Source organism: Pseudoalteromonas sp. '520P1 No. 423', assembly GCF_001269985.1.
Lineage (GTDB): Bacteria > Pseudomonadota > Gammaproteobacteria > Enterobacterales > Alteromonadaceae > Pseudoalteromonas.
The window spans coordinates 1771982-1796209 of record NZ_BBZB01000001.1; the positions used below are offsets into that span (position 1 = coordinate 1771982).

Here is a 24228-nt window from a genome sequence, read left to right on the forward strand (position 1 = left end):
ATTGAAAAATTAATTGGTTTTACCAATTGACAATATTTGCGTGGTAATTATCATGTTTGTATAAATAATGTGAATTAAAGCTTAATTATTTGACCTTAATTAAGGTTTTTGAGTTTCAAGGGTGTTAGTTAATTCACAGTTATAAACTGATTTAAGTAAAGATTTATTGTTGGGAATGAGGAAAAGAAGATGGATATAACATCTTTGTTATTAGAGGCTGCCAATTTAATGCTTACTGGCATGGTAGTTGTTTTTGTTTTTTTACTGTTGTTGATTTCAGTCGTTAAATTAATGTCGTCTGTATTAGCTAAATATGCTGAAGATCCAGTAACAAATAATAAAACCAAAACACAAAATACAATCACGACTAAATCGTCAACTGTACCTGTTGCTCACTTAGCTGCAATCACAGGGGCAATTCATCAGTACAGACAACAACATGGTCACAAGAAATCATAAGGGGTTATTCTATGTCTAAATTAAAACTTACCGAGTTAGTATTAAGAGATGCACATCAGTCAATTTTAGCAACTCGACTTCGTTTAGAAGATATGCTCCCGATTGCCGAAAAACTTGATAAAGTGGGTTATTGGTCAATGGAATCTTGGGGTGGTGCAACATTTGATGCATGTATTAGATACCTAGGTGAAGATCCTTGGGAGCGTATTAGGGCATTAAAAAAAGCAATGCCTAATACTAAGCAGCAAATGTTATTGCGTGGTCAAAACTTATTAGGCTACCGTCATTATGCTGATGATGTTGTTGAAAAGTTTGTTGAACGGGCTCATACAAATGGTGTTGATGTTTTCCGTATTTTTGATGCGATGAATGATGTTAGAAATCTTGAAACTGCAATTAAATCAGCTGTAAAAGTAGGTGCTCACGCACAGGGTACAATTTCATATACACAAAGCCCAGTTCACAATTTAGATACATGGTTAACCCAAGCTAAACAGCTTGAAGATTTAGGGTGTCATTCAATTTGTATCAAAGATATGGCCGGACTATTAAGACCATATGAAGCTGAAGAGTTAATTCTTGGCTTGAAAAAGACTGTAGATGTGCCAATAGCGATGCAATGTCATGCCACTACGGGTTTAAGTACTGCAACATACCAAAAAGCAATCGATGCGGGTATCGATATGCTTGATACCGCAATTTCATCTATGAGTATGACTTATGGGCATAGTGCGACTGAAACTATGGTTGCGATTGTTGAAGGCACGGATAGAGATACAGGTTTAGATCTACCATTATTAGAAGAAATTGCATCTTACTTTAGAGATGTGAGAAAGAAATATGCTCAGTTCGAAGGTAGCTTAAAAGGGGTTGATGGTCGAATTTTATTAGCTCAAGTACCTGGTGGCATGTTAACCAACATGGAAAGTCAGTTAAAAGAACAAGGTGCTGCAGATAAATTTGATGAAGTATTACTAGAGATCCCGAAAGTACGTGAAGACTTAGGTTACATACCACTTGTTACGCCAACTTCACAAATTGTTGGTACACAAGCAGTTTTAAATGTATTAACGCAAGAACGATACAAATCAATTAGTAAAGAAACTGCTGGTGTACTTAAAGGTGAGTATGGTTCAACACCAGCACCAGTAAATAAAGCACTGCAAGATAAAGTACTCGATGGTGCAGAAGTAATTACTTGTCGCCCAGCAGATTTATTAAAACCTGAGTTATCAGAACTTGAAACTGCTTTATTAGCTGCTGCTAAAGAAGATAATATCTCACTTGCAGATGAGCAAATTGATGATGTTTTAACTTATGCATTATTCCCTCAAATTGGTTTGAAATTCCTTAAAAATAAAGGTAATCCAGACGCTTTTGAACCTGCACCTTCATTAGAAAGTGCACCTGCGGTATTAGAGCAAGCACCAGCACCTGCGTCAGGTAAAACCGAGCGTTATAGCGTGCAAGTTGAAGGCAAAGTTTATGATGTTTTGGTTGCACCTAATGGTGAGCTTAAAGACGTTGTTGCTTCATCAAAACAAACTGTTGCCGCCGCTCCTGCAGCAGCAGTAGCAGTAGCAAGTGATGCTGAAGATTTAACTGCGCCATTATCTGGCAACATATTTAAAGTACAAGTGAAAGCGGGTCATCAAGTAAAAGAAGGTGAAGTTGTTATTATTTTAGAAGCTATGAAAATGGAAACTGAAATAAGATCAACTAAAGCGGGCACTGTTGGCGAAGTATATATTTCTGAAGGTGACGCTGTTTCAGTCGGCGATGCCTTGTTGTCAATCGCTTAGGAGCTGTTATGGAAGGGTTACTTAATCTATGGCAGTCTACTGGGGTTGCCAATATTGAATTTACACAGTTAATAATGATAGCGGTAGGGTGTTTATTATTGTTTTTAGCAATAATGAAAAACTTTGAACCTCTACTATTAATCCCTATTGGTTTTGGTGCAATACTAACAAATATACCACTTGCTGGTATGTCTGAAGTGGGCGGTATGCTTTATTACGTCTATAAAATTGGCATTGATTCAGGAGTATTTCCATTAATCATATTTATGGGAGTAGGTGCGTTAACTGACTTTAGTGCGCTAATTGCAAACCCTAAAATGTTATTATTAGGCGCTGCTGCACAGTTTGGTATTTTTGCTACTTTATTTGGTGCTATTGCACTTAATTATATTCCTGGGTTTGAATTTACATTACAAGATGCTGCAGCAATCGCTATTATTGGTGGTGCAGATGGTCCGACAGCGATCTTTTTAGCTTCTAAATTGGCTCCTGAACTATTAGGTGCAATCGCAGTGGCTGCATATTCATATATGGCATTAGTACCATTGATTCAGCCACCTATTATGCGTGCATTAACTAACGAAGAAGATCGTAAGATTGCAATGCCGCAATTACGCCATGTATCAAAAGTGGAGAAAATAACTTTCCCGCTATTGGTATTAGTTTTAATCATTATGTTTTTACCAGCAGCAGCACCATTAGTGGGTATGTTCTGTTTAGGTAATTTAATGAGAGAGTGTGGGGTTGTAGATCGTTTAAGTTCAACTGCACAAAATGAGCTGATTAATATTACAACGATATTTTTAGGCTTAGGTGTAGGCTCTAAGTTGGCTGCGGAGTCGTTCCTGACGATTGAAACTTTAGGTATATTAGCTTTAGGTGCCGTTGCATTTTCAATAGGCACTGCATCTGGGGTATTAATGGCTAAGGTGATGAATCGTTATTCTAAAACGCCAGTTAATCCACTCGTTGGCGCCGCCGGAGTATCAGCGGTACCAATGGCTGCACGTGTTGTTAATAAGGTGGGACTTGAAAGTAATCCGCATAACTTCTTACTAATGCATGCTATGGGTCCAAATGTAGCTGGTGTATTAGGCAGTGCTGTAGCAGCAGGTATCTTGCTTGCAATGGTAGGTTAATTTCAGAAAGTGTGATTTACAGACTCGTTTTATAAATTAAAGTTTAAGGGCTCAACCTCCCGACCTTTACCGCGTGATATTTTATAATATTGCGCGTTTTTTTATTTATAAGATAAGTGATAATATAAACCTCTCTTAAAAAGCAAAGGATCAAACATGCCTCCCGTATTAATTATTTTATTAAGCTTATTTGTTGCACTTATGATACTTGTTCCATTGCTAGAAAAATTTTCGCCTAGAATGTCAAATGAGCAAATGAGTCGTTACCAAAAATTTATTTGGCCTTTATTGGTGATATTAATCGTTATTCAGATCATATATGGTTTACTGTAAAACCATACATTTTGATTTTATATATTTGCAAAGTAATAAGTTCAGATCTATAAAATGAACTTGATTTTTGTAAATTTGAACACTTTGGTATCTACTCAATAGCTTTTGCTAAAGCCATATCTTGCGGTTTAGCGATATCATCAAAACGATAATCGCATACACCATCAGGATAAATTTCTTTTAACTGATTTACATATAGTGTCATATCTTGATCACCATAAAGCCCTAACTTGATTGCTTGCTCAACTGACATGGTTTTACATTTAAATATACTGCCTTGCCAAGGGCCGCCTGCTTGAATTCGGCTGTTAGTATAAATAGGGTAAGTTGAAGTGCATTCTCCATGAGACTTATTATTCCAATCACCGTCCCATACCTTAATACCCTGAGCGATTACTTTGCCTTCTTTGTCATAACAGCGATCGCTCGTTTGGTTTTGTAGTTGTTCTGAATCGCCCTTAAGTAACCATTCATCCATGGCTAAAAATGCTTCCTCTAATGGCGTATGATCAGGGTGAGCAATCCATATTTTATGGTTTTTTAGATTTTTAGTTTGCTGTGAAATACGTACTCTAGTGGCAAATGAAGTCGAGATATGATGCATATCTAATTGAGGCTCTAAATAATGATGGATATCTATTGTAGGAATATCGTTAAAGCCAATAAAAACTTGTCCATAGCGATAAGCATTTTCAATGGCTTTACTTGATGCTTTTGTGCGTTTAGCAGGGCCTTTTTTTGCCTGATAAATGTTGTGTCTACTCCATTGGGTCATCCAAATAGGGATTTTGGTAAAGGGCAAATATACTAATTGCTCTTGTTTCATTTTCCGTTGCGGTTTCCAGCCGCCAATATTGTAATTTAAATGAATGAACTCTTTGGGCGAAATGATATTTTTTCGTAATGACGATAACCCGTATTGTACGCCTTGATTATCCCAAGCCGAATTAGCAAAGCCTTGTTCATCTTTTCCTAGTATATTGATTAAATCTTGCCAATAACTCCAATGAGCTTGACGCTTAACCTCAGGAGAGAAAATGTTTTTTATAAACCCCTGATCTGGGTTATTAATTAAAGAACTTAAGCCAAAATAGCCATGAATACATTCACTGTAATTTTCTGGGATATATATCTTTTTAGCGCTGGCCAACTGATTGAATGGATAAAAAAACCAAGATTTATGTTCGATTTTGGCATTATTAAAACCTTCTATAGATCGTTTTTTATCTGCAACATCCCATTCTTCTAATGAGCTTTTAAAGGTGTAATAGCTATTCAATAAATCACAATCTAAGGCATATAAAGTTTGACTGATCATATCTGGGTATGAATATAAGGGCAGGGCACCATCAATTAATCCTGTGCTATTTTGTGCTATAAGGTATTGTGCTAAACCACCTCCAGAGCCACCAATGCCTACAGTATATAAAGGTTCACCATATAACGAAATAAACTGTTTTTTTACTCTTCTAGCTGTATCTTCGGCTTGCAGCATATTATAGCTAAAGCTGGTTTTATTAGCTGTGCTTGAAATAACAGCATAGCCTTTTTTCAGTTGTGGTATACGCCTGCTGATGAGTTTTTTAGGATTTAGTTTTCCTTGTCTAAAACCTATGCCCACACCCCCTGCAAATTGATATATCAACTTTTTATTCCATAAAGAGTTTAATAATCTATCAGGCATTTCATTTATTTTAATCGGCATCACAATCGCATAGATATATCTATTAATTGTGCCTTGCTCTATGCGTAGTAATAAATCATCAGCTCTTATGTCTTTAGCGTCGTGTATTTGACTTATTTTATTATCACTACTGACTTTAAAAAATCTTAATTGGCTTGGTATTGAACAATCTTTACTAAAACCGAGCACTTTATGTGTTTTTACACCGTTTGAATCAAGTTCAAAAATAGGAATGCCTAATAACTCTTGGTTATCAACCAAAGGTTGACCCAAACCTGATGCTTGGGTATGGCATGAAAAAGGGTAATTTAAATTACCAGAAAATAATGGCAGGGTGGGACCCACTTCTCCTAATTCAATTGGAAATTGTGTCGGATCATTCGGTCTAGGGCTATTTCTTATATGACTTGTTACTTTGAGCAATGGTGCTTCTACCGATGGCGCAATTGATAATACCTGCTGATCTTCATAGGGATTAAAGCTGCAAGTAATAAGCGTGAGTATAATAAATAAAGAGATTAAAAGCTGACTAAGTATTTTCATCACCACCTCCTGATATAAATTTAATTATAGGAGGTTGATGGGAGTTTTGGACTAAATTTTAAATTAATATTTACACTCAGGGCAAAAGGGGATGCCCTGATTTTATCAATACCTATTTATCAATCATAGAAAGTTGCAATTCTCGATTACGACTGAGTTTTGCTAGGTAGTCATCTGCAATTGGCTTAAATTTAGCTAATTGAGATTTAGGTAATGATTGCGATTTAGGTAACTTAACGGTTCTAGGGTTACGATGAACACCATTTACTAAAAATTCATAATGTAAATGAGCACCTGTTACTTGCCCTGTAGCGCCTACAGTACCAATTAATTGACCTTGCTTTACTTTTTGGCCTTTTTTAACTTTTTTCTTATGTAAATGCAGGTATTTAGTAACGTATTTTGTGCCATGTTGAACAAATACATAATTACCATTAAATCTACTATATCCCGCTTTTATTACTTTACCATTACCAGCAGAAACTACCGGTGTTCCCGTTGGTGCTGCATAATCAATACCTCTATGTGCTTTAACTCTACCGGTTACAGGATGTTTTCTACGAGGGTTAAAACGAGAGCTAATATATTTAAAGTTCACAGGGGCACGTAAAAATGCCTTTTTCATACTGCGACCTTGTGAAGTATAAAAATTGCCATCGGTATGTAAGAATGCGTTGTATTTCTCGCCTTGATTTATAAATTCAGCGGCAAGCACTTGGCCTGTACCTATATATTCACCTTCAATATGTAGGGTTTCATAAATCAGAGTAAATTGATCGTCTTTACGAATATCGTTTGCAAAATCAATATCCCAACCAAAAATATCAGCAAAGTTCATGATTTGTTTGTCATTTAAACCCGCTTCAACACCTGCATTCCAAAAATTAGAAGTAATAAGACCTGATGACGATTTAGTGCGTTTTTCAATCGTTTTTGATTGTATTTGTGATTGGTATTTATCTTGAATATTAAGACTGATTAATAAAGTGTCAGTTCTATTTAAGATATATTTCAAATGTGATAATTCACCAGCTGGATTTTTAGCAAAACTGAGCGTATCCCCTGGATGTATTTGTGTTAGTTTTTTTGTGTTTTTATCTGAATTTATTAGTTTATGTAATGTTTTAGCTGAAAAGCCTGCACGTTTAAAAATAATAGCTAAATTATCGCCTTTTTTAACTTTAAAATCTTTAAAGTTAATAGAAGTATCAACTTCAGGTATTACTTGAACTTTGGTTGTATTCGTCTGTTCAATTTCTGTTTTGGCAGATTCTGCAAGTTTTACTTGTATTTTAGGTGTGTTCTTAACAACTTCAAGATCTAAATTATAACGCTTACCAACTTCTAAAATTTTAGCATCATTGTCTTTAGAAGCTGTTGCTTGTTCTGCTGGGATCAGCGTAAGTCCTAACATTAAAGTAGACAAACCTAATATGACTAACTTGTGTTTTTTCGGTATTTTTTGTACCGCTTTTACCATCATTTTTTTGTATTTACCTAAATGATATTTTATAACAATATTTCAGCATATAATGATTTTTGTTCAGATACCAGAATTTTGTGTAAATATAGCGAGGTATAGCCGTATAAACTAGGAGAATAATAAGCTAGAATCGAGGCATAGCGTTATAAGCCTAAAAGCTAAAATATTATTGGGAGTATTTGATGAGTGATTTACAAGCTGCGTTTGCTGAAATAAAACGTGGTGCTGAAGAAATATTAATTGAAGATGACTTACTTGAAAGATTAAAGTCTGGAAAGAAATTAAAAATAAAAGCGGGTTTTGATCCAACTGCGCCTGATTTGCATTTAGGCCACACTGTTTTAATCAATAAAATGAAGACATTTCAGGATTTAGGTCATGAAGTTATCTTTTTAATTGGTGACTTTACAGGTTTAATTGGCGACCCGACGGGTAAAAATGTAACTCGTAAGCCATTAACTCGTGAAGATGTATTAGCTAATGCTGAAACATATAAAGAGCAAATCTTTAAAATCTTAGATCCAGCTAAAACAACCGTTGCTTTTAACTCTACTTGGATGGAAGAGTTAGGTGCAGCTGGCATGATCAAATTAGCAGCACGTCAAACAGTTGCACGTATGCTAGAACGTGATGATTTTAAAAAGCGTTACGCAAATAATCAATCGATTGCTATCCATGAATTTTTATATCCTTTAGTTCAAGGATGGGATTCTGTAGCATTAGAAGCGGATATTGAACTAGGTGGAACAGATCAACGCTTTAACTTATTAATGGGTCGTGAACTTCAAAAAGATGAAGGTCAAAAGCCACAAACTGTATTAATGATGCCGTTGCTTGAAGGCCTTGATGGCGTTCAAAAAATGTCTAAATCTTTAGGTAATTACATCGGTATTACTGATAAGCCAACAGAAATGTTTGGTAAAATCATGTCTATCTCTGATGAGCTAATGTGGCGCTATTACGAATTATTAAGTAGCCTATCTTTAGGTGAAATCGAAGGCTTAAAAGCTAAGATAGCTGCGGGTACAAACCCAAGAGATATCAAAATTGATTTTGCTAAAGAAATGATTGCACGTTTTCATTCTCAAGAAGATGCAGAAGCTGCACATCAAGATTTCATTCAGCGTTTTCAAAAGAAAGCATTACCAGATGAAATTCCTGAGCTGACTATAACAATAGATGGTGAAGAAATTGGCATCGCTAATTTATTAAAAGAAGCAGGTTTGGTTGCCAGTACTTCTGAAGCGATGAGAATGATCAAGCAAGGTGCTGTTAAGCTAAATGGTAAAGAAAAAATATCTGATACTAAGCAAACATTTGCTAAAGGGTCACAAGAAATTTATCAAGTAGGTAAACGCAAATTTGCCAAAATTACAATTGCTTAATATATCTGCTGTGCATTTACATTGCAGCCACAGCGTGGCAGTAAATTGACCATGTAGTAAATTATAAAAAAGTGGGACTAGTCATGTTATTCAACATTAATAGTCTCACTTCATCAAATTAAATGTAAAAAGCTGCAGTGCGATTCTAAACAAAATTTTTTATTGGCTTAATCCACACAACTCTTCAACGCCAATTAATACCCTTCTAGTAAACCTATGCAAATGATCTGGGTTGATATTAAATACTTCCTTATTTTTAACTGCGGTGATCATTGGTAATGAATCCCAAGTTGTTAATTGCACGCTATTATCTGATTTTTCAGAAATAATAATAATATCAGGGTTATGCATTAAAACTTGTTCTTTATTTACCGTCGGGTAAGGTACTTCATGTTCAGCGAATGGATTATCAAATTGGCAAACATCCATCAGGTTTTGGATCCAGCTGTCGCCATTTGCGGTGATCAAAGGGGAATGCCAAATTTGGAAAAAAGCTTTTTTTCTTGGTATATCTTTAAATCTGGCTCTTAAATCGGCTAAATCCGAAAGGTACGCATCTGTTACTTGTTTTGCTTTATTTTGTGTATTTGTAAGTTCACCTAAACGTAGCATTTCAGTTGCCAGACTTTCAAGTGTTTTAGGCGTTGAAATGAAAACTTCAATACCTAAGGCTTCTAGCTTTTCAACTTGACCTAACACATGAGTATTTTGCCATAATAATACAAGGTCAGGCTTTAGCTCGATTAACTTTTCTAAATTGATACCATTAACATCAGATACAACGGGATGTTTTTTTGCTTTTTCGGGGAAGTCGCTATAAGCACTAACAGCTACAATATTATCTCCTAAACCTAAGCTATAAGCCCATTCGGTCAAATGAGGTGCTAGTGTCGCAATTCGTTTAATTGTTTGTGCTGAAGCGTAATTATTAAAACTCACAAGTAATAAGATAATAGCAGTAAATTTAGAGGTTAAACGCAAGGTAAATACTCACTTTAGATAAAATAATAAAACAAAACCACAATACTTTTACGCGGTTTATAAGTGTTATGGCATGTTTAATACTAGGTAATGTAGGTACAGGGTACTGTCCTACACGTATTTTTGCAAAGCGAGTTCCACAATAGAATGCGGGTCCACCAAGTTGTACTTTTAATGCTGCACTCATACAGCTCAATAGCCAGCCCGTATTTTTATGATAAAAATGATTGCCGTAATGGTTTATATAATGAAAGCTCATTTTTGTTTCTTTACTTAAAGCAATGCAAACGGCCACGATACGAGTTGGTAACCATTCTAAAATATATGTGAGATTGCGAATTGGCTGAATAAAAGGGCTGTTAGGTAAGTATTGCTTACTCCAACTGGCATGCATTATGGTTAAAATTCTATAGCCTAAAGCAGCAATAGGACCGCCAATCAAATAAAAAAATAAGACTGCAAAGTAAAGTCTAGTGCTTCGTAAGGTTAAGGCTTCAATCGCAGCTTTGATCAATCCAGGCTCTGATAAGTTTTTAGTTTCTCGTCTAAGCCATACTCTGAGTAAGTCTCTTGCAGCAGATTTTTGTTTTTGCCTTAATAAAAGCGGTAATCTATTAATTGATTGTTCTAATTTTTGACTTTCCAAACACAAATATAAAATTAAGCCAGATAATAATTCAGGGTAAGATGCAAATATTAATAGCCCATAACATAAGGCTAAAATGACCATTAAGGGTAAGATCGCAGCTAAAGAGCCAGATAAAATTTGGTAGTTCTTAGCGTCGTTTTGTTTATAAACACGGTTTTGTAAATTTGAAAAAATAACAAATAATAATGTAGCGGGGTGGTATGAGCGCGGTAAAGTTAGCCAACGCTCAGCTGTAAGAGCAAGTAATAAAACAAAAATCTCTAGCAGTTCATGCGAACTTTCAGAATCTGTCAAAAATATTTGTTCTAATACGTCAATCACTTATAGAGAAACCGTTTGAAGTTTTTCTAATAAAGCAGTCACCATTTTTGATGAGTTTTCTGAAGCTTTAACTAGGTAGCTTTCAAATGATTCTGGAGATTCTTTGCCTGCGATATCAGATAAAGAACGAATAACTACAAATGGTGTATCTAGCTGATAACATGTCTGTGCAATTGCTGCGCCTTCCATTTCAACTGCAAGCATATCAGGGAATTGTGAGCGAGTAACTTCAATACGTGCTGGATCACACATAAATGAATCACCAGTACATACTAAGCCTGTCATCGTTCTAATGCCTTGCATGTGTGCAATTGCATCTTTAGCTGCACTGATTAAAGCTGGGTGTGCTTTAAAACCTGCAGGCATATTTGGTACTTGGCCCATTTCATAACCAAAAGCTGTAACATCAACATCATGATGACGTACTTCTGAAGCTATAACGACATCGCCTACATTTAAACTTGGTTCAAACCCACCGGCCGAGCCGGTATTAATGACACAATCAGGCGAAAAAGATTCAATCAATAAAGTTGTCGCAATACACGATGCTACTTTACCTATGCCTGATTGCACTAATATGATGTCTTGATCTGCAAGTTTACCCTCATAAAAAGTAAAGCCTGCTTTTTGTGTTACAGCAGTTTGCTCCATAGCATCTTTTAAAATTGCTACTTCCGGTTCCATTGCGCCAATAATGCCAATTTTCATTTACTTAACTCTAAATAATATTTTTATATATTATACTCAGTTGTTACAAAAATAGCTAAGCTTGAACAAGCCCTGTAGATTGCGTTTTAACTTGGGATGCAGATAAAACCGCTGGTTTGCTCGAAGTACGTGCCTTTACCATAGGTTTTTTTGGCGCTGACTTGCCAAGTTTAAACATAATTGCTTGTCTTACTTCCAAAGGTTTATACCCTGCTTTTACTTTCATTCTGATATGGGGAATGCCAGCTGACTCTAAAGCACCATTTACAAACCAGTCTTTTTGCGCTTTATGTCCTTGTTTATTGTTGTTATTCACTAAATCGATCGCAGCAACAATATTCATGGTTTCTTTTTCAAGTAATACATAATCTAATTGTTTATTCTGCGCTTTAGTTAATGCAAGACGCTTTGATTTAGAAGTCGTGTCAGATTTAAAATCTATTACGTCAATTAACTTTACTCGGCTAACAATTTTGTATTCGTTGCCAATCGCGCGCTCTAATAAACTCAAAAATCCTTTTTCTATATGGGTATATAAAGTATCTTTTTTAGTAAAAGGGTAAGGGTTTCCACTATCTGTGAGTTTAGTTGTGACCATAGAAGCAATAACAACTAAAACCAAGATCGACAATAAAACAAACTCCATAAATACACTCCAACATCAATAATTTGACACTGATAATAAAAATCAGTGAATCTATATTTTAATAAGCATGATATATGCCAAAAGTATCGTTTTTAATGTTTGAGGAAATAATTGCGATGGATATTTTTTATTGTCAATAAACCATATATGAAATTGCTAGGGATGTTGATAGAATGCGCTTTTAAGGTTAATACAATGGAGGTGTCGCTTCATTTTAATACTTAATGGAAATTGATTTTAATAATAAAAACGGTATCAGTATGAACTTGTTCAAAACTAAAATAAGTGTTTTAGGTGGTTTGTTTTTGTTGGCAAACCTTAATGTTGCTATCGCTGTAACGCCTGATTTATTTTTATTCGGCCAAAATTTATCTTTTTGCTCTAGCGAAAACTTACAGCACTGCGGCAAAGATAAAAAGGCTGACGGATTCGATGATAACGCAAAACAAACTGCTATTTATACAATAACTGAACAGGCACTTGAGCGTTTAAATGAAATAGCTTGGACTGACCAACCAGAATTAAAACAACAAACAATCGCATTATTTAAAGTATTAAAAGCGCAATTAGATGATAAAAAGCTAAGTGAACGATTGTTTGTTCGCATGTTACGCCGTCAAAATTTTAGCTACTTAAATGAAGACCTAAAAGGTAGAGATATTTGGTCCAACTTATTTGAATTTGAAAAACAAAATTTATTTGATTTATTAGAGCAAAAGCAATCAACTAAGTCAGGGAAACGCTTAAATACAGCTGTAGATATAAAATCAACTAATAATCAATCAGCAGTTTTAGCTTATAAAGCTTTTTATAAAGCAGCATCAGCAGTATCAGGGAAAAAGAGAAAACCTAGAATAGCCTTTATTACAGGTAATGATAGAGACCCTTATAAAAATGTAGATTATTTTCAAAATCTTTTTGAGCAGTTAGGATTCGAAGCTGATTGGCTTGCAATTGACTCAGCTATGCAAACTGCATTAGTGGCTAAGCAATATGATTTAACATCGTGTGATAGCTTAGAAGAGTTTCAAATAAAAAAGCTTGCAAGTTATCGCCGAAAAGTTTTATATCCAGACTTATTTAAACAGCAGGTATCTCAATGTAAAAAGAAAGATGCATTTATCGAGACTTTAAAAAAGTCAGATGCACTTTTTATTGCTGATGGTAGCCCACTATTAGCGTTTCATAGTTTTTACTTACCAACAGGTGAAAAATCTGAGTTATTAAAAAAAGTTGAAGAAATGCTAATACAAAAGCAAATAATACTCGGGCTTGAAGGTAGTAGTATCCATGTGTTAAGTAACAAGTCTACTATATTTTCAGGTGATGGTTTACAGGTCATGTTAACGGCTTCTACTGTGATGAATTCAGGTAATGAGGCATGTAATTTAGGTTTAGATTGTATTGCCCTAGAGTCTGAAAAAAACTTGGGTTATCTGAATTCTACAGTCTTTAATATGTTTCCGTGGGGTGTATTTGATACCCAAGTTAGTTCATTGGCTCGCCAGCCCAGGTTAATAAAAACGGCAATAGAGACAAATAACCGTTTTGCTTTTGGTTTGGATAAAGAGACAAGTATCGCAATATCAAGCAGTAAGAATGAAAATGGTGAAACAATTAAATTTGATGTTTTAGGTAAAGGAGGCTTCTGGATTTTTGATACTCAAAAAGAGGGGAGGCAAATAAACTTGCAAGCATCGAGTATCGAAATGGAAGAGTTTACAAGTTACTATTTAACTCATCAAGACTCTATGACACTTAGAAATGGTGCACTCTCTGTTGATTTTGCAAGTTGGAAATTTACAAATACCACTAATACTCAAACACCAACAGTGACATCATCACAACCTTTTGCACGATATAATTTTTATAAGCTTAATAATATGTTGTGTAATACAGGTGCTATGCAAGCAAAAGGTACTGGAGATATTCAAGGTGTTGATTATAGTTTATTACTTAAACGTGATTCCTCAAGTACTGCCCGCAAGGGAATAGTTTCTTTAGACAGTAAAAATCTAAATATTTGTTCTTTTGCAAGCATCTCAAGCCAAATAAAAATACTTAATTAGTATAATTATTAAGTACAAATGATGACGAGTTGATTACAATAGAGGGGTTTTTAATTTAGAGCCCCTTTTACTTATATGATTGAATCGTCTTTTACCCCTTGGGTACGTATTTTATCCTCTTTTGTTATTCGATGGGGTAATAGTAAAGCAAGTATCATTTTGTATACTTTACTATTGTTTATCGCGCTTATTTTATCTTGTACTTATTATTATGTCGCTACAGGTTCTATTGCTTGGTTTGACCTATTACAAAATATTATTTTAACAGCTTTATTTTCACCTGTTTTAGTTTACGTCACGATAAACTTAATCGTACATTTGAATGCCTCCTATGACTTCTTAGAAAACGCAACACAACAAGAAAAACTATTAAATCAGACCTTAAAAGACAATATCCAACGTTTAAATAGCGAAATAGATGAACGTAAAATGGCATTTCAAGCTAAACGACGTGCTATTGATGAACTTAGAAGGGAAATTGCTGAACGTAAAAAAACTCAACAAGAGCTCGCTAAACAAGGTGTTTTACTGAGATCTATAGTAGATTCCTCGCCAGATTTATTTTATTACCGAGATGAAAGTGGTTGTTTCGCAGGTTGTAATCGTATGTTTGAACAAGTTGTAGGTCTCTCAGGTGATAACTTGATTGGTAAGCATGCGAGTGAAATTTATACAGGGTCGCATTTGCCATCTGTATTAAAAACCGATAAAGAAGTACAGCAAAAACATATTGCCGTTACTTTAGATGTGAAGTATGAAATCAAAGGTGAAACTCATTGGTTTGAAATGCGTAAAGTCCCATTTTTCAATGATAAAAATGATTACATAGGTTTATTAGGTTTTGGTCGTGATATAACAAGTCGTAAAGAAGCCGAACAAGAATTAGAAACTGCATATAAAGATAAAGGCAAGTTTATTGCCACATTAAGCCATGAGCTTAGAACTCCGCTTAATGGTATTGTTGGTTTAACTCGCATGTTACTAGATACAGACTTAAGTGATGAGCAAAAAAGTTGGTGTAATACGGTATTTTCAAGTGCCGAGACGCTAGGTAATATATTTAATGATATTATAGACTTAGATAAAATTGATCGCGAACAGTTAGATATTGCGTGTGAAAGCATTAACTTATCTGACTTTTTAAATGATGTTATTAACTTTGGTGGTGTGATATCGCAACAAAAAGAACTTGAGTTTAAAGTTGAGCAACAGGGCGAATTAGATGTATTTGCACAACTTGATCCCACACGCCTACGTCAAGTCTTATGGAATTTAATTAATAATGCAGTGAAATTTACTGATGCAGGTGGTGTAAGCTTCACCTCTATTCGAGAGTACAGAAAGGGAAGTCCTTGGTTAATGATTGAAGTGGCTGACAGTGGTATTGGTATTGCGCCTCAAGAAATGAATCGAATATTTGATATGTATTACAAAGTACCTGATGTTAATGGTAGTAACGCACTGGGCTCAGGCATAGGTTTAGCCGTAACTAAAGCCCTAGTTGAAGCAATGGATGGCAAATTATCAGTTGAGAGTGAGCAAGGACGTGGCAGTTGCTTTACTATGGAGATACCACTTGCATTAACTATGGCTCCGGAGCCAGAGCAACGCCTATATGATGGCCGTGGACTAAATATTCTATTAGTTGAAGATGTGCCTTTAAATGCTGAAATTGCGACAAATTTATTAGAGCAAAGAGGGCATGAGGTTATATGGGCCGAAACAGGTGAAGATGCACTCTCATTTGTTGAAACTGAGGACGATTTAGACTTAGTATTACTTGATATGCAATTACCTGATATAAATGGTGATGAAGTTGCACGCATTATTCGAGAAGACAGCTATTTTGATAAATTACCAATTGTTGCATTAACTGCAAATGTGCGACGTGCTGAAGAAGATTTAGCTGAAATTAATATACAGGGTGCATTAGCTAAACCAATTAATACAGGGCGTTTAGATCGTATGTTAGCTGAGCTTTTTCCACACTCAACGGCAACACAAGAGCCGAAAAAACTTGAACCTAAGATTATGTCAGTTCATCGTGATAACCCTAAATTGATAGAGCAGACTAAGCTGTTAGATTTAGAAACAATCAATGATTTTGTTGAATCAATGGGAGTTGATCCTTTTATTAAAAGTAGTCGATTACTTGAAAAATTAGGTCCTTTATATATTACTGAAATGCAGGATGCTTTAGGTGAAAATGATTTAGATGAATATCAATCGGTCGCGCATAAACTAAAAGGTGCAGCAGGGTCGGTTGGTTTAAAATCAGTTCAACTTTTAGCAAAGGAGATGGAAAACAATACTCATACTGCAACAGCGCAACAAAGGCAGTCCTGGCTTGATGAATTACCTCAAAGTATTACCTTGAGTTTAGAGCTGTTAGAAAAATATTTAACGCGTGCTTTTAAATAGTTAAGTATTTTAATTTAAGCAATAAAAAAGCCCGCAGTTTAAAAACTGCGGGCTTTTTAAAATAGATAAACTAAATTGTTCTATTTATCTAATTTACCAATAAAACGGTAACCTTCACCATGAATTGTGCTGATCAGCTCTTGAGTTGCATCATCACTTTCAAAGTGTTTACGGATACGACGTATCGTAACATCTACAGTTCTATCGTTAGCGCGAAGCTCACGGCCAGTCATTTGCTTAATAAGCTGTTCACGGCTGAAAATGCGACCTGGTGAATCTAGCATTAAACGTAATGCACGATACTCACCTTTAGGTAGACGTTTAGAGTCACCTGCAGGAGAAGTTAAACAACGGCTGTTTTCATCTAGTTCCCAACCATTAAATGTTACTACACCATCTGTGCTTAATTCATTTTCATCGTCCGAGCTTGACGTACGGGTTAATAAATTACGCGCGCGAATTGTTAATTCACGAGGGTTAAATGGTTTAGTTATATAATCATCTGCGCCAATTTCTAATCCTAAAATACGGTCAACATCATTGTCACGGCCAGTTAAGAAAATAAGACCAATATTTTTTTGTTGTCTCAGTTCGCGGGCTAAAATTAGGCCGTTTTTACCCGGTAAATTGATGTCCATTACTACTAAGTTGACATCGTCATTTGCTGATAGCTTATCGTGCATATCTTCACCATTAATGGCTTCGACAACTTTGTATCCCTCAGCTTGGAATAAACTAACGAGATTTAGTCGTGTGACATCTTCGTCTTCTACGATTAGAATGACTGGTGTTTGCATCATTTGTAACCTTTTGGAAATGTTTAGTTTACAATTAATAATAAAAATGTTAATCGTGCGAATATCTAGCGATTATAGGTGCTTATCGGTTTGTTAACAAGTAAAACTCGTAATAAGGTGATTAAACCCTTTTATGCAGAAACGCGCTATTGAGGGTGAAATTTTACTAAAGCAAGTAATCGAGACTCTATTTTAACTTGGTTTTGGGATAATTTAGCTTTGTTTATAAATATCCTAACTTTGTTCCTTTCTTGAATCAAGGCAACTAATCCCCCTAAATCTAAAAACTCAAGTGTTTCACCAATCACCACAACTTTAGGGCTTATTTTGTTAATCCAATGTTTATCAATTTTACTTTGTATATTTTCACTAATGTATATGATGTTGCATTTTTGATTAAGTTCCGTGATTTTATTAATATCATCGAAAAAAATGATTGAAATTGTTTTTTTCTGAGATTTCAACCCTTTCTTGTTATGCAGGAAACTACCAGGGCCTTGTTTCTTATCAAAAAAACAAAAATTCATTTCATTTGAATTTGGTGCTGGGAAACTCAGAAATTTAGACAGTTTAAATATAAAAGCAGATCGTACTTTAGTGAGTTCTTCAGAAAAAGCATTATTATGGGTGAAAATAAGGCTCAGAAATAGTGCTGTAAATAATATGTTTTTAGAAATAAAATGATGAGACTTAACCATTATACATCCCCGTTTACTGGGAAAGTAATGATAAAGTTTACGCCTGTAGAACCCGTATTATTTAGCGTGATCCTGCCCTTAAGTGCTTGGGTTACTAGGTTATATACTAAATGCATACCTAAACCACTACCGCCTTTACCTCTTTTTGTAGTGACAAAGGGGTCAAATATTCTATTTATTATATTGCCTGGTACGCCTTTACCATTATCAGTATAATTTATTTGGCATTGACCTTCATCGATCGCAACTTTTATTAAAATTTCCCCTATGGTCATTTCTTCAAAGGCATGGATCAGGGAATTTTCAATTAGATTCTGCAAAATTTGATGTAGTGGACCGGCTTTTGAATGTATTTTGAGTGACTCAGGACATTCCACAACGACATGATGCTGTGTTAAAGCAATTTCTGCTTTCATCGCAAGCAGCACTTCATTCATCAAATCATTCATATTAAGCATTAAATTGCTTTCAGTATCTTGATTAACAGCAACTTGTTTAAAGCTAGATATAAGTTCAGCTGCACGGTTTAAGCTGCGATAAACAAGATCTAAGTTTTCAATACCATCATTTATAAATCGAGAGAGCTGTTTTGATGTCAGTGTTTTATTATCAAAAGCAGATTTTATGTCAGACAGTTTATCTTTTAGCAAGGTAGAGCCCGTTACACCTAAACCTATTGGTGTATTTACTTCATGGGCAACACCTGCAACCATTTGACCTAATGAGGCCATTTTTTCATTTTCAACAATTTGATTTTGGTATTGGTGCATTCTTTCTAACGTATTTAATAACTCCTGATTTGCTTCCTTTAAGGCAATTGTTCTGTGATTTACTTTTTCTTCTAAGTTTTGGTTTAGTAATCTTATCTCTTGTTCATCTTTTTTCTGACGTTGAAGTTGGGCTTGAGTACGAGAAAACAGTACATTTAAACTGTGACTTAGTTGATTGAGTTCTAATACATTTACATGCGGCGCTCTAACCGAATAATTTTTATTCTTTGAAACATCTTGTACTAATGCGCTGAGCCCTTCTATTGGTTTGGCTAATCGACGCTGGATCCTGAAGCTGAGTATAAAGACAACAATTAACACAAAAAAAGCGACTGATATATCTATAATTAATTTATCTTTTATATAGGCATTTAAAGAGGATAAGTCGCCTCTTATATAGACATAACCTTGAATGATTTCTTCGAACATTATAGGCCTAATAACATCTATATAATTACCCGCCAATTCAGAGGTATAAGGTGCTTTAAGCCTATCTAATCTTGCAGGAATAGGGGGGGTGTTAGGCGCATTGTAGCTAGTGAAAAATTCAGTTTCATTACTAAAGTCATCAATTTTATAAATATGTATATTTCTTATTTCTTTAACAGCTCGAAATGCTTTTAATCTATTTTCTTCAGTGTCTTGATCATCAAAAAGTAAGCTAATTTGAGCATTAAAAGCGATCACATCGGCATAAGTTGTTAATTTATCGACAGTGAGAGTGCGCTGTTTTTCAATATCGAGGTAAGTGGAAACAGAAACAGATAAGATCAAACAAAAAGCTGTAATAAGCATTACAGTTCTGATCAAAGCTTTTTTGATACTTATTATTTGGCCGAATACTGGCATATTAAACTAAGTTAGGTCTTAAATTAAAAACATCTCCTTTGATGTTAAGATCTAACTTAGTAATAGGCAATAAAAAAACTAATTTGAAGTGATTTTATTTATTGATGCACTGATAGACAGTAAATTTATTGGATTTACTAAGTGTTTCAAATTGATTGTAGCTTTGCTCAAGAAATGGTTGATACTTTAAAAAGCTATTTGCAACAATTGTTAAACTGCCTTTTGCTGATAAGTGCAGCTTTGACTTAATAATAAATTGCTCACTAATGTCATAATCAGTCGACAGGCCAGTATGAAATGGCGGATTACTCACGATATGATTGTATTTGCCAGAAACCTGGCTTAATCCATCACTTAATAAACACTTGCCTTCTACATCATTGGCTGCAAGTGTTAATTCAGTCGCTTTTGTTGCTAGTGCACTGACATCTAAACACGTAAACGAAAGGTTAGCGTTTAAACTACCTAAATAGGCACTAATAATGCCTGCACCACAGCCAAAGTCTAATACTTGACCCGATTTTGGTATTGGCATGGTTTCTAGCAGTAATTTAGTTCCAAGATCTAACTCACCATGATTAAATACACCAGGTAAGCTCACTATTTTAATCGTGTGATCTTTAATTAAAAGTTCGAAAGTCTTTTGATATTGATTAATATCAAAGTTTTCTTTAAGTTCTAATCCATTAAATTGATAAAGAATACAGTGTCTGGCGGAGTCAATTTTATTTGAAAATTTACATAGTGATTTAAGCTGCTTTTCGGATGATTTTACGCCGCCTTTATTTTCTCCAACGACTAATAAACGGGTTTCATTTGATGAAACAGCACGAATATTATCTATCATCATTAAAGCTTCTGCTTTTGCTTTTGGGTAATAATAAATGATTAAATCAAAAGGCTTATTGTTTTTATCAACTTTAGGTAACTCGATACCTAGTTGGATATTACAATTGTTATTGTGTTTTTCTGCGGCTTTAGTTGCAAAATTACTTGTAAAAGCTGTGAGTGTTTTACATATATTTAAAGCCCCTAACTGCTGTAAAAAACCGTCTTGGGTAAAGTTTATAACTAAAATAGAGTCAGCTTCAAGTGAGTGCTCATTGCGTAATAATAATTTACTTGGATTAGTTAGCTGACTCATTATAAATTACTCCACTTTCTCAAACATAAGGTCCCATACACCGTGACCTAAACGATGACCACGTTTTTCAAACTTAGTTAAAGGTCTAAAGTCTGGGCGAGGCATGTAATCATTATTTTGAGACTGATTTTTGAATTTATCTGATAAATTCATTACTTCAAGCATATGTTCTGCGTAATTTTCCCAGTCGGTAGCCATGTGGAATACACCGCCGATCTTTAATTTCTTACGTAAATTTTCAACAAATTCAGCTTGAACAATACGGCGTTTATGATGACGCTTTTTATGCCAAGGATCAGGGAAGAAAAGTTGTACTCTAGATAATGAATTATCAGCAATACAGTCAGCTAATACTTCAATCGCATCATGTTCATATACGCGTAAGTTTGTCACTTGTGCAACATCAGCATCTAATAAACATGCACCTACACCTGGGCGGTGAACTTCTATACCGATAAAGTTGGTTTGTGGTGCGTTGGCAGCCATTTCTACTAATGACTTACCCATACCAAAACCAATTTCTAATACAACGTCGTTATCATTGCCAAAAGTAGCTTTGAAATCTAATGCTCCATCTTCATGCATTAGTCCCATGGTTGGCCAGCTTTTTTCTAGGGCGTTTGCTTGACCATTAGTTAAACGGCCTTCGCGTTTTACAAAACTACGAATAGTTCTTATATATTTGCCACTTTCTTTTGCTTGCTCTAATCGAGTTTGATCTTTTTCACTCATTTTTGGTACCAACCATATCTTCTGCCTAAATTCGGTGGCGTATTATCCCTGTTAGCACCTCTTGGCACAAGTAATCTCTTGACCTTTTTAATATGAGTTATAGACTGACGGGCATATTTTTGCATGGGGTTTGGCTAAGTTGGAATTAACATCGACAAAAAGTAAGTGGTTTTCGTCTCAAGTTGTAGATTGGTATGCTTTACACGGTAGAAAAACATTACCTTGGCAGATCAATAAAACGCCTTATAAAGTGTGGGTTTCTGAGATCATGTTACAACAAACACAAGTGATCACTGTAATACCTTACTTTGAGCGCTTTATGGCAAGGTTTCCTGATGTGGCATCATTAGCGAATGCGACAGAAGATGAAGTATTGCATTTATGGACTGGACTGGGATATTACGCTAGAGCAAGGAACTTGCAAAAATCGGCAAAAATAATTCATGAGCAATATAAAGGGCATTTTCCAACAGATATAAATGAGGTTATCGCTTTACCTGGTATTGGAAAATCGACTGCTGGGGCAATTTTATCATTATCATTGCAACAACATCATGCCATTTTAGATGGTAACGTAAAACGTGTATTGGCACGTTTTTTTATGTTAGATGGCTGGTATGGTAATAAAGCGGTTGAACAAAGGTTATGGCAATATAGCGAAAAACTAACACCAATAAATAATGTGACAGAATTTAATCAAGCTATGATGGATTTAGGCTCAAGCCTGTGTTCTCGTTCGAAGTTTGATTGTGAACCTTGTCCATTGAATAGCAAATGTTTAGCGCTTAAAAACGATGTAGTAAAACAATATCCAAATCCAAGACCGAAAAAAGTAGTACCTAAACGTCATTGCCATATGCTTATTCTTAAAGTAAAAGATCAGCTTTTATTAGAAAAAAGACCAAGTGAAGGCATTTGGGGGGGATTACATGCTTTTTTGCAATTTGATGATGAAGGCATGTTGCAAACTTATCTTGCTCAGCAAGGTATAAAATATGAAGCAAAATACTTAGATTCATTTGTGCATATATTTACGCACTTTAAGTTAACCATTAACCCATTAGTGATTGAGCTTAACACTCATCCTGATGTGATAAATGATAATCAAATAATTTGGTATGATTTAAAATCTAAATCTGAAGTAGGTTTAGCTGCACCAACTAAAAAACTAATAGAATTATTTTAGTTGAAACATTAAAATAGTAATATATTTCGAACTTCCAAGAGAGTTTATACAATGTCACGTACCGTATTTTGTCAAAAATTACAAAAAGATGCTGAAGGTCTTTCTTTTCAACTTTACCCTGGTGAACTTGGGGTAAAGATTTTTAACAATATTTCAAAAGAAGCTTGGCAGCAGTGGCAACATAAACAAACTATGCTAATTAATGAAAAGCACTTAAATATGATGGACAACGAACACCGTCTGTTTTTAGAAGAGCAAATGACAGGCTTTTTATTTGAAAACAAAGAAGTCGAAATTGAAGGTTATAAACCGCAAGAAAAAAAGTAACGGTGTGACCAAAGTAATCTTAAAATAAACCCCTCTTGATATGGGGTTTATTCTCTATGGCTAAAATTCATCAAATTCAATAGCAGAGAACTCATCTTCTACAGCCATCTTAGAGCGCATAGTGGCTAATCTTGCTCTTACGCCACCCATCATAAGAGAAAATTGAGAGTCTAGCTGTAATTGAGACAAGATAGGTTCAAGTTCAGCACGCCATACCGTCACCCAGCCAACATCTATCGCTCCTTGAAAGTAATAAAACGATTCATTTTTTTTACCCTGTAATTTGGATCGGTTTAAGCTACGACCATTTGATTTATCTCATCATCTGTAATATTCAATTTAGGCTTTCATATTTTACGAATATTCGTGACTAAAGTGACACCTTTTTCTAGTAAGTTACTTTCCAGTACTTTACTTATATATCCCTTATCAGCATAGAGTTTATCTGGTAAATCTGATGTCATATCTTCAACTGGTGAGTATCATGTACATTAGCTGCTGTGATTTTTGCTGCTACAATTTCGCCTAGATGATTTACTATTAAATAGAGTTTAAAACCAAAAAAATACCCCATCGTTCCTTTACCGCGTTTGGTAATTCCATCAAACGTTTTTTGACGAGGAATTCGTAAATTATGGCATACCTTAATACTTGTAGAGTCAATAAATTCAATACCTGATGGTTTGCCTTTAACAGTAGAAAAGTAACTACACAAAGGAACTAAAGCTGTTGGCATTACTTCTAAAAACCGTGTGTAACTGAGTAAATTTGGGAAGTGCTCTTTATAAAAGCGATGAATCAACCCGATGTAATAGTTTTTAAAGTCTCTGTAATGTCACATGTGAAATAAAATAATGATAGTCATGACTTCACTTCACTCGTTGTCATTCGACCTTTGCGTTGTCGTTTTCGAGTACCATCGGATAGTAATTGTTTCTCCCACTGAGGAATGAAAACTGTACAAAAATCATCGACATCACAAAATATTTCAACTAACTTATCCATACGCCCACCGTTTGTAATATTTAAATCGTTTCTTGTCGAAAGATCTGATCACAAGGTGGGCTATTAGTTCAATTTTTATCCCGAGTTCAGGTTATTT

The 24228-nt window shown here is 35.0% G+C and carries 21 protein-coding genes and 1 pseudogene; 9 read left to right on the top strand and 13 right to left on the bottom strand.

Going from position 1 to position 24228, the window contains the following annotated elements:
- Positions 1 to 189 precede the first annotated feature (189 nt).
- The 4 genes from PSA_RS08165 (at position 190) to PSA_RS25815 (ending at position 3733) form a co-directional block, all read left to right on the top strand.
- Positions 190 to 459, top strand: coding sequence for an OadG family protein (locus tag PSA_RS08165; protein WP_042149785.1), 270 nt, complete (start codon positions 190 to 192; stop codon positions 457 to 459).
- Between the two features lie 11 nt (positions 460 to 470).
- Positions 471 to 2261 carry a sodium-extruding oxaloacetate decarboxylase subunit alpha gene (gene oadA, locus PSA_RS08170; RefSeq protein WP_042149781.1) on the top strand — a complete coding sequence of 597 codons (1791 nt, stop codon included), beginning with the start codon at positions 471 to 473 and terminating at the stop codon, positions 2259 to 2261.
- A gap of 8 nt (positions 2262 to 2269) precedes the next feature.
- Positions 2270 to 3400 carry a sodium ion-translocating decarboxylase subunit beta gene (locus PSA_RS08175; protein ID WP_042149778.1) on the top strand — a complete coding sequence of 377 codons (1131 nt, stop codon included), beginning with the start codon at positions 2270 to 2272 and terminating at the stop codon, positions 3398 to 3400.
- 156 nt (positions 3401 to 3556) lie between these two features.
- Entirely contained in the window at positions 3557 to 3733 is a 177-nt protein-coding gene (locus PSA_RS25815) for a hypothetical protein (RefSeq protein ID WP_193216549.1), read from the top strand.
- 91 nt (positions 3734 to 3824) lie between these two features.
- On the opposite strand, the gene PSA_RS08180 is transcribed toward PSA_RS25815, so the two are convergent.
- Positions 3825 to 5960, bottom strand: coding sequence for a DUF6351 family protein (locus PSA_RS08180; protein WP_052380165.1), 2136 nt, complete (start codon positions 5958 to 5960; stop codon positions 3825 to 3827).
- Positions 5961 to 6072: 112 nt separating this feature from the next.
- Complete coding sequence (locus tag PSA_RS08185) at positions 6073 to 7440, bottom strand: OapA family protein (RefSeq protein WP_042149865.1); 1368 nt, start codon at positions 7438 to 7440, stop codon at positions 6073 to 6075.
- Positions 7441 to 7625: 185 nt separating this feature from the next.
- On the opposite strand from PSA_RS08185, the gene tyrS reads away from it, so the two are divergent.
- A complete protein-coding gene (gene tyrS / locus PSA_RS08190; protein WP_042149776.1) occupies positions 7626 to 8828 on the top strand; it encodes a tyrosine--tRNA ligase in 1203 nt (400 codons plus the stop codon).
- A 159-nt stretch (positions 8829 to 8987) separates the two neighbouring features.
- Here the strand turns inward: tyrS and PSA_RS08195 are convergent, their stop codons facing one another.
- From PSA_RS08195 to PSA_RS08210, 4 genes are read right to left on the bottom strand one after another with little or no spacing between them, the layout of a single operon-like run.
- Positions 8988 to 9809, bottom strand: a complete 822-nt coding sequence (locus tag PSA_RS08195; protein WP_052380164.1) for a cobalamin-binding protein — start codon at positions 9807 to 9809, stop codon at positions 8988 to 8990.
- Positions 9793 to 10779, bottom strand: a complete 987-nt coding sequence (locus tag PSA_RS08200; RefSeq protein ID WP_052380163.1) for a regulatory signaling modulator protein AmpE — start codon at positions 10777 to 10779, stop codon at positions 9793 to 9795. Before PSA_RS08200 ends, PSA_RS08195 begins: the two co-directional genes overlap by 17 nt.
- Positions 10780 to 11487: a 5'-methylthioadenosine/S-adenosylhomocysteine nucleosidase gene (gene mtnN / locus PSA_RS08205; RefSeq protein WP_042149773.1), complete on the bottom strand. Its 708-nt coding sequence runs from the start codon at positions 11485 to 11487 to the stop codon at positions 10780 to 10782.
- A 55-nt stretch (positions 11488 to 11542) separates the two neighbouring features.
- A complete protein-coding gene (locus PSA_RS08210; RefSeq protein ID WP_042149770.1) occupies positions 11543 to 12133 on the bottom strand; it encodes a DUF2726 domain-containing protein in 591 nt (196 codons plus the stop codon).
- Between the two features lie 260 nt (positions 12134 to 12393).
- Between PSA_RS08210 and PSA_RS08215 the strand changes: the two genes are divergently transcribed.
- Both PSA_RS08215 and arcB read left to right on the top strand, forming a co-directional pair.
- Complete coding sequence (locus PSA_RS08215) at positions 12394 to 14202, top strand: hypothetical protein (RefSeq protein ID WP_127924195.1); 1809 nt, start codon at positions 12394 to 12396, stop codon at positions 14200 to 14202.
- A gap of 75 nt (positions 14203 to 14277) precedes the next feature.
- On the top strand, positions 14278 to 16623 hold the full coding sequence (gene arcB / locus PSA_RS08220) for an aerobic respiration two-component sensor histidine kinase ArcB (protein WP_042149765.1): 2346 nt from the start codon (positions 14278 to 14280) through the stop codon (positions 16621 to 16623).
- Between the two features lie 80 nt (positions 16624 to 16703).
- Here arcB and arcA read toward each other — a convergent pair whose 3' ends face one another.
- From arcA to trmB, 5 genes are all read right to left on the bottom strand, one after another.
- Positions 16704 to 17420: a two-component system response regulator ArcA gene (gene arcA, locus PSA_RS08225; RefSeq protein WP_042149762.1), complete on the bottom strand. Its 717-nt coding sequence runs from the start codon at positions 17418 to 17420 to the stop codon at positions 16704 to 16706.
- Between the two features lie 146 nt (positions 17421 to 17566).
- Positions 17567 to 18118 carry a YfiR family protein gene (locus PSA_RS08230; RefSeq protein ID WP_042149759.1) on the bottom strand — a complete coding sequence of 184 codons (552 nt, stop codon included), beginning with the start codon at positions 18116 to 18118 and terminating at the stop codon, positions 17567 to 17569.
- The gene (locus tag PSA_RS08235; protein ID WP_042149756.1) at positions 18118 to 19737 is read right to left on the bottom strand and encodes an ATP-binding protein; all 1620 of its coding nucleotides are present in this window, start codon (positions 19735 to 19737) and stop codon (positions 18118 to 18120) included. Before PSA_RS08235 ends, PSA_RS08230 begins: the two co-directional genes overlap by 1 nt.
- A gap of 94 nt (positions 19738 to 19831) precedes the next feature.
- A complete protein-coding gene (locus PSA_RS08240) occupies positions 19832 to 20881 on the bottom strand; it encodes a methyltransferase (protein WP_042149753.1) in 1050 nt (349 codons plus the stop codon).
- Positions 20882 to 20887: 6 nt separating this feature from the next.
- On the bottom strand, positions 20888 to 21613 hold the full coding sequence (gene trmB, locus PSA_RS08245) for a tRNA (guanosine(46)-N7)-methyltransferase TrmB (RefSeq protein ID WP_042149751.1): 726 nt from the start codon (positions 21611 to 21613) through the stop codon (positions 20888 to 20890).
- Between the two features lie 139 nt (positions 21614 to 21752).
- Here trmB and mutY point away from each other — a divergent pair, with 139 nt between their 5' ends.
- Both mutY and PSA_RS08255 read left to right on the top strand, forming a co-directional pair.
- Positions 21753 to 22799, top strand: coding sequence for an A/G-specific adenine glycosylase (gene mutY / locus PSA_RS08250; protein ID WP_042149748.1), 1047 nt, complete (start codon positions 21753 to 21755; stop codon positions 22797 to 22799).
- Between the two features lie 51 nt (positions 22800 to 22850).
- Positions 22851 to 23126: an oxidative damage protection protein gene (locus tag PSA_RS08255; protein ID WP_042149745.1), complete on the top strand. Its 276-nt coding sequence runs from the start codon at positions 22851 to 22853 to the stop codon at positions 23124 to 23126.
- 60 nt (positions 23127 to 23186) lie between these two features.
- On the opposite strand, the gene PSA_RS25135 is transcribed toward PSA_RS08255, so the two are convergent.
- The gene (locus PSA_RS25135; RefSeq protein WP_157575756.1) at positions 23187 to 23348 is read right to left on the bottom strand and encodes a hypothetical protein; all 162 of its coding nucleotides are present in this window, start codon (positions 23346 to 23348) and stop codon (positions 23187 to 23189) included.
- Positions 23349 to 23479: 131 nt separating this feature from the next.
- Positions 23480 to 24131, bottom strand: a pseudogene (locus PSA_RS08260) (IS982 family transposase); the annotation flags it as partial.
- Between the last annotated feature and the right edge of the window lie 97 nt (positions 24132 to 24228).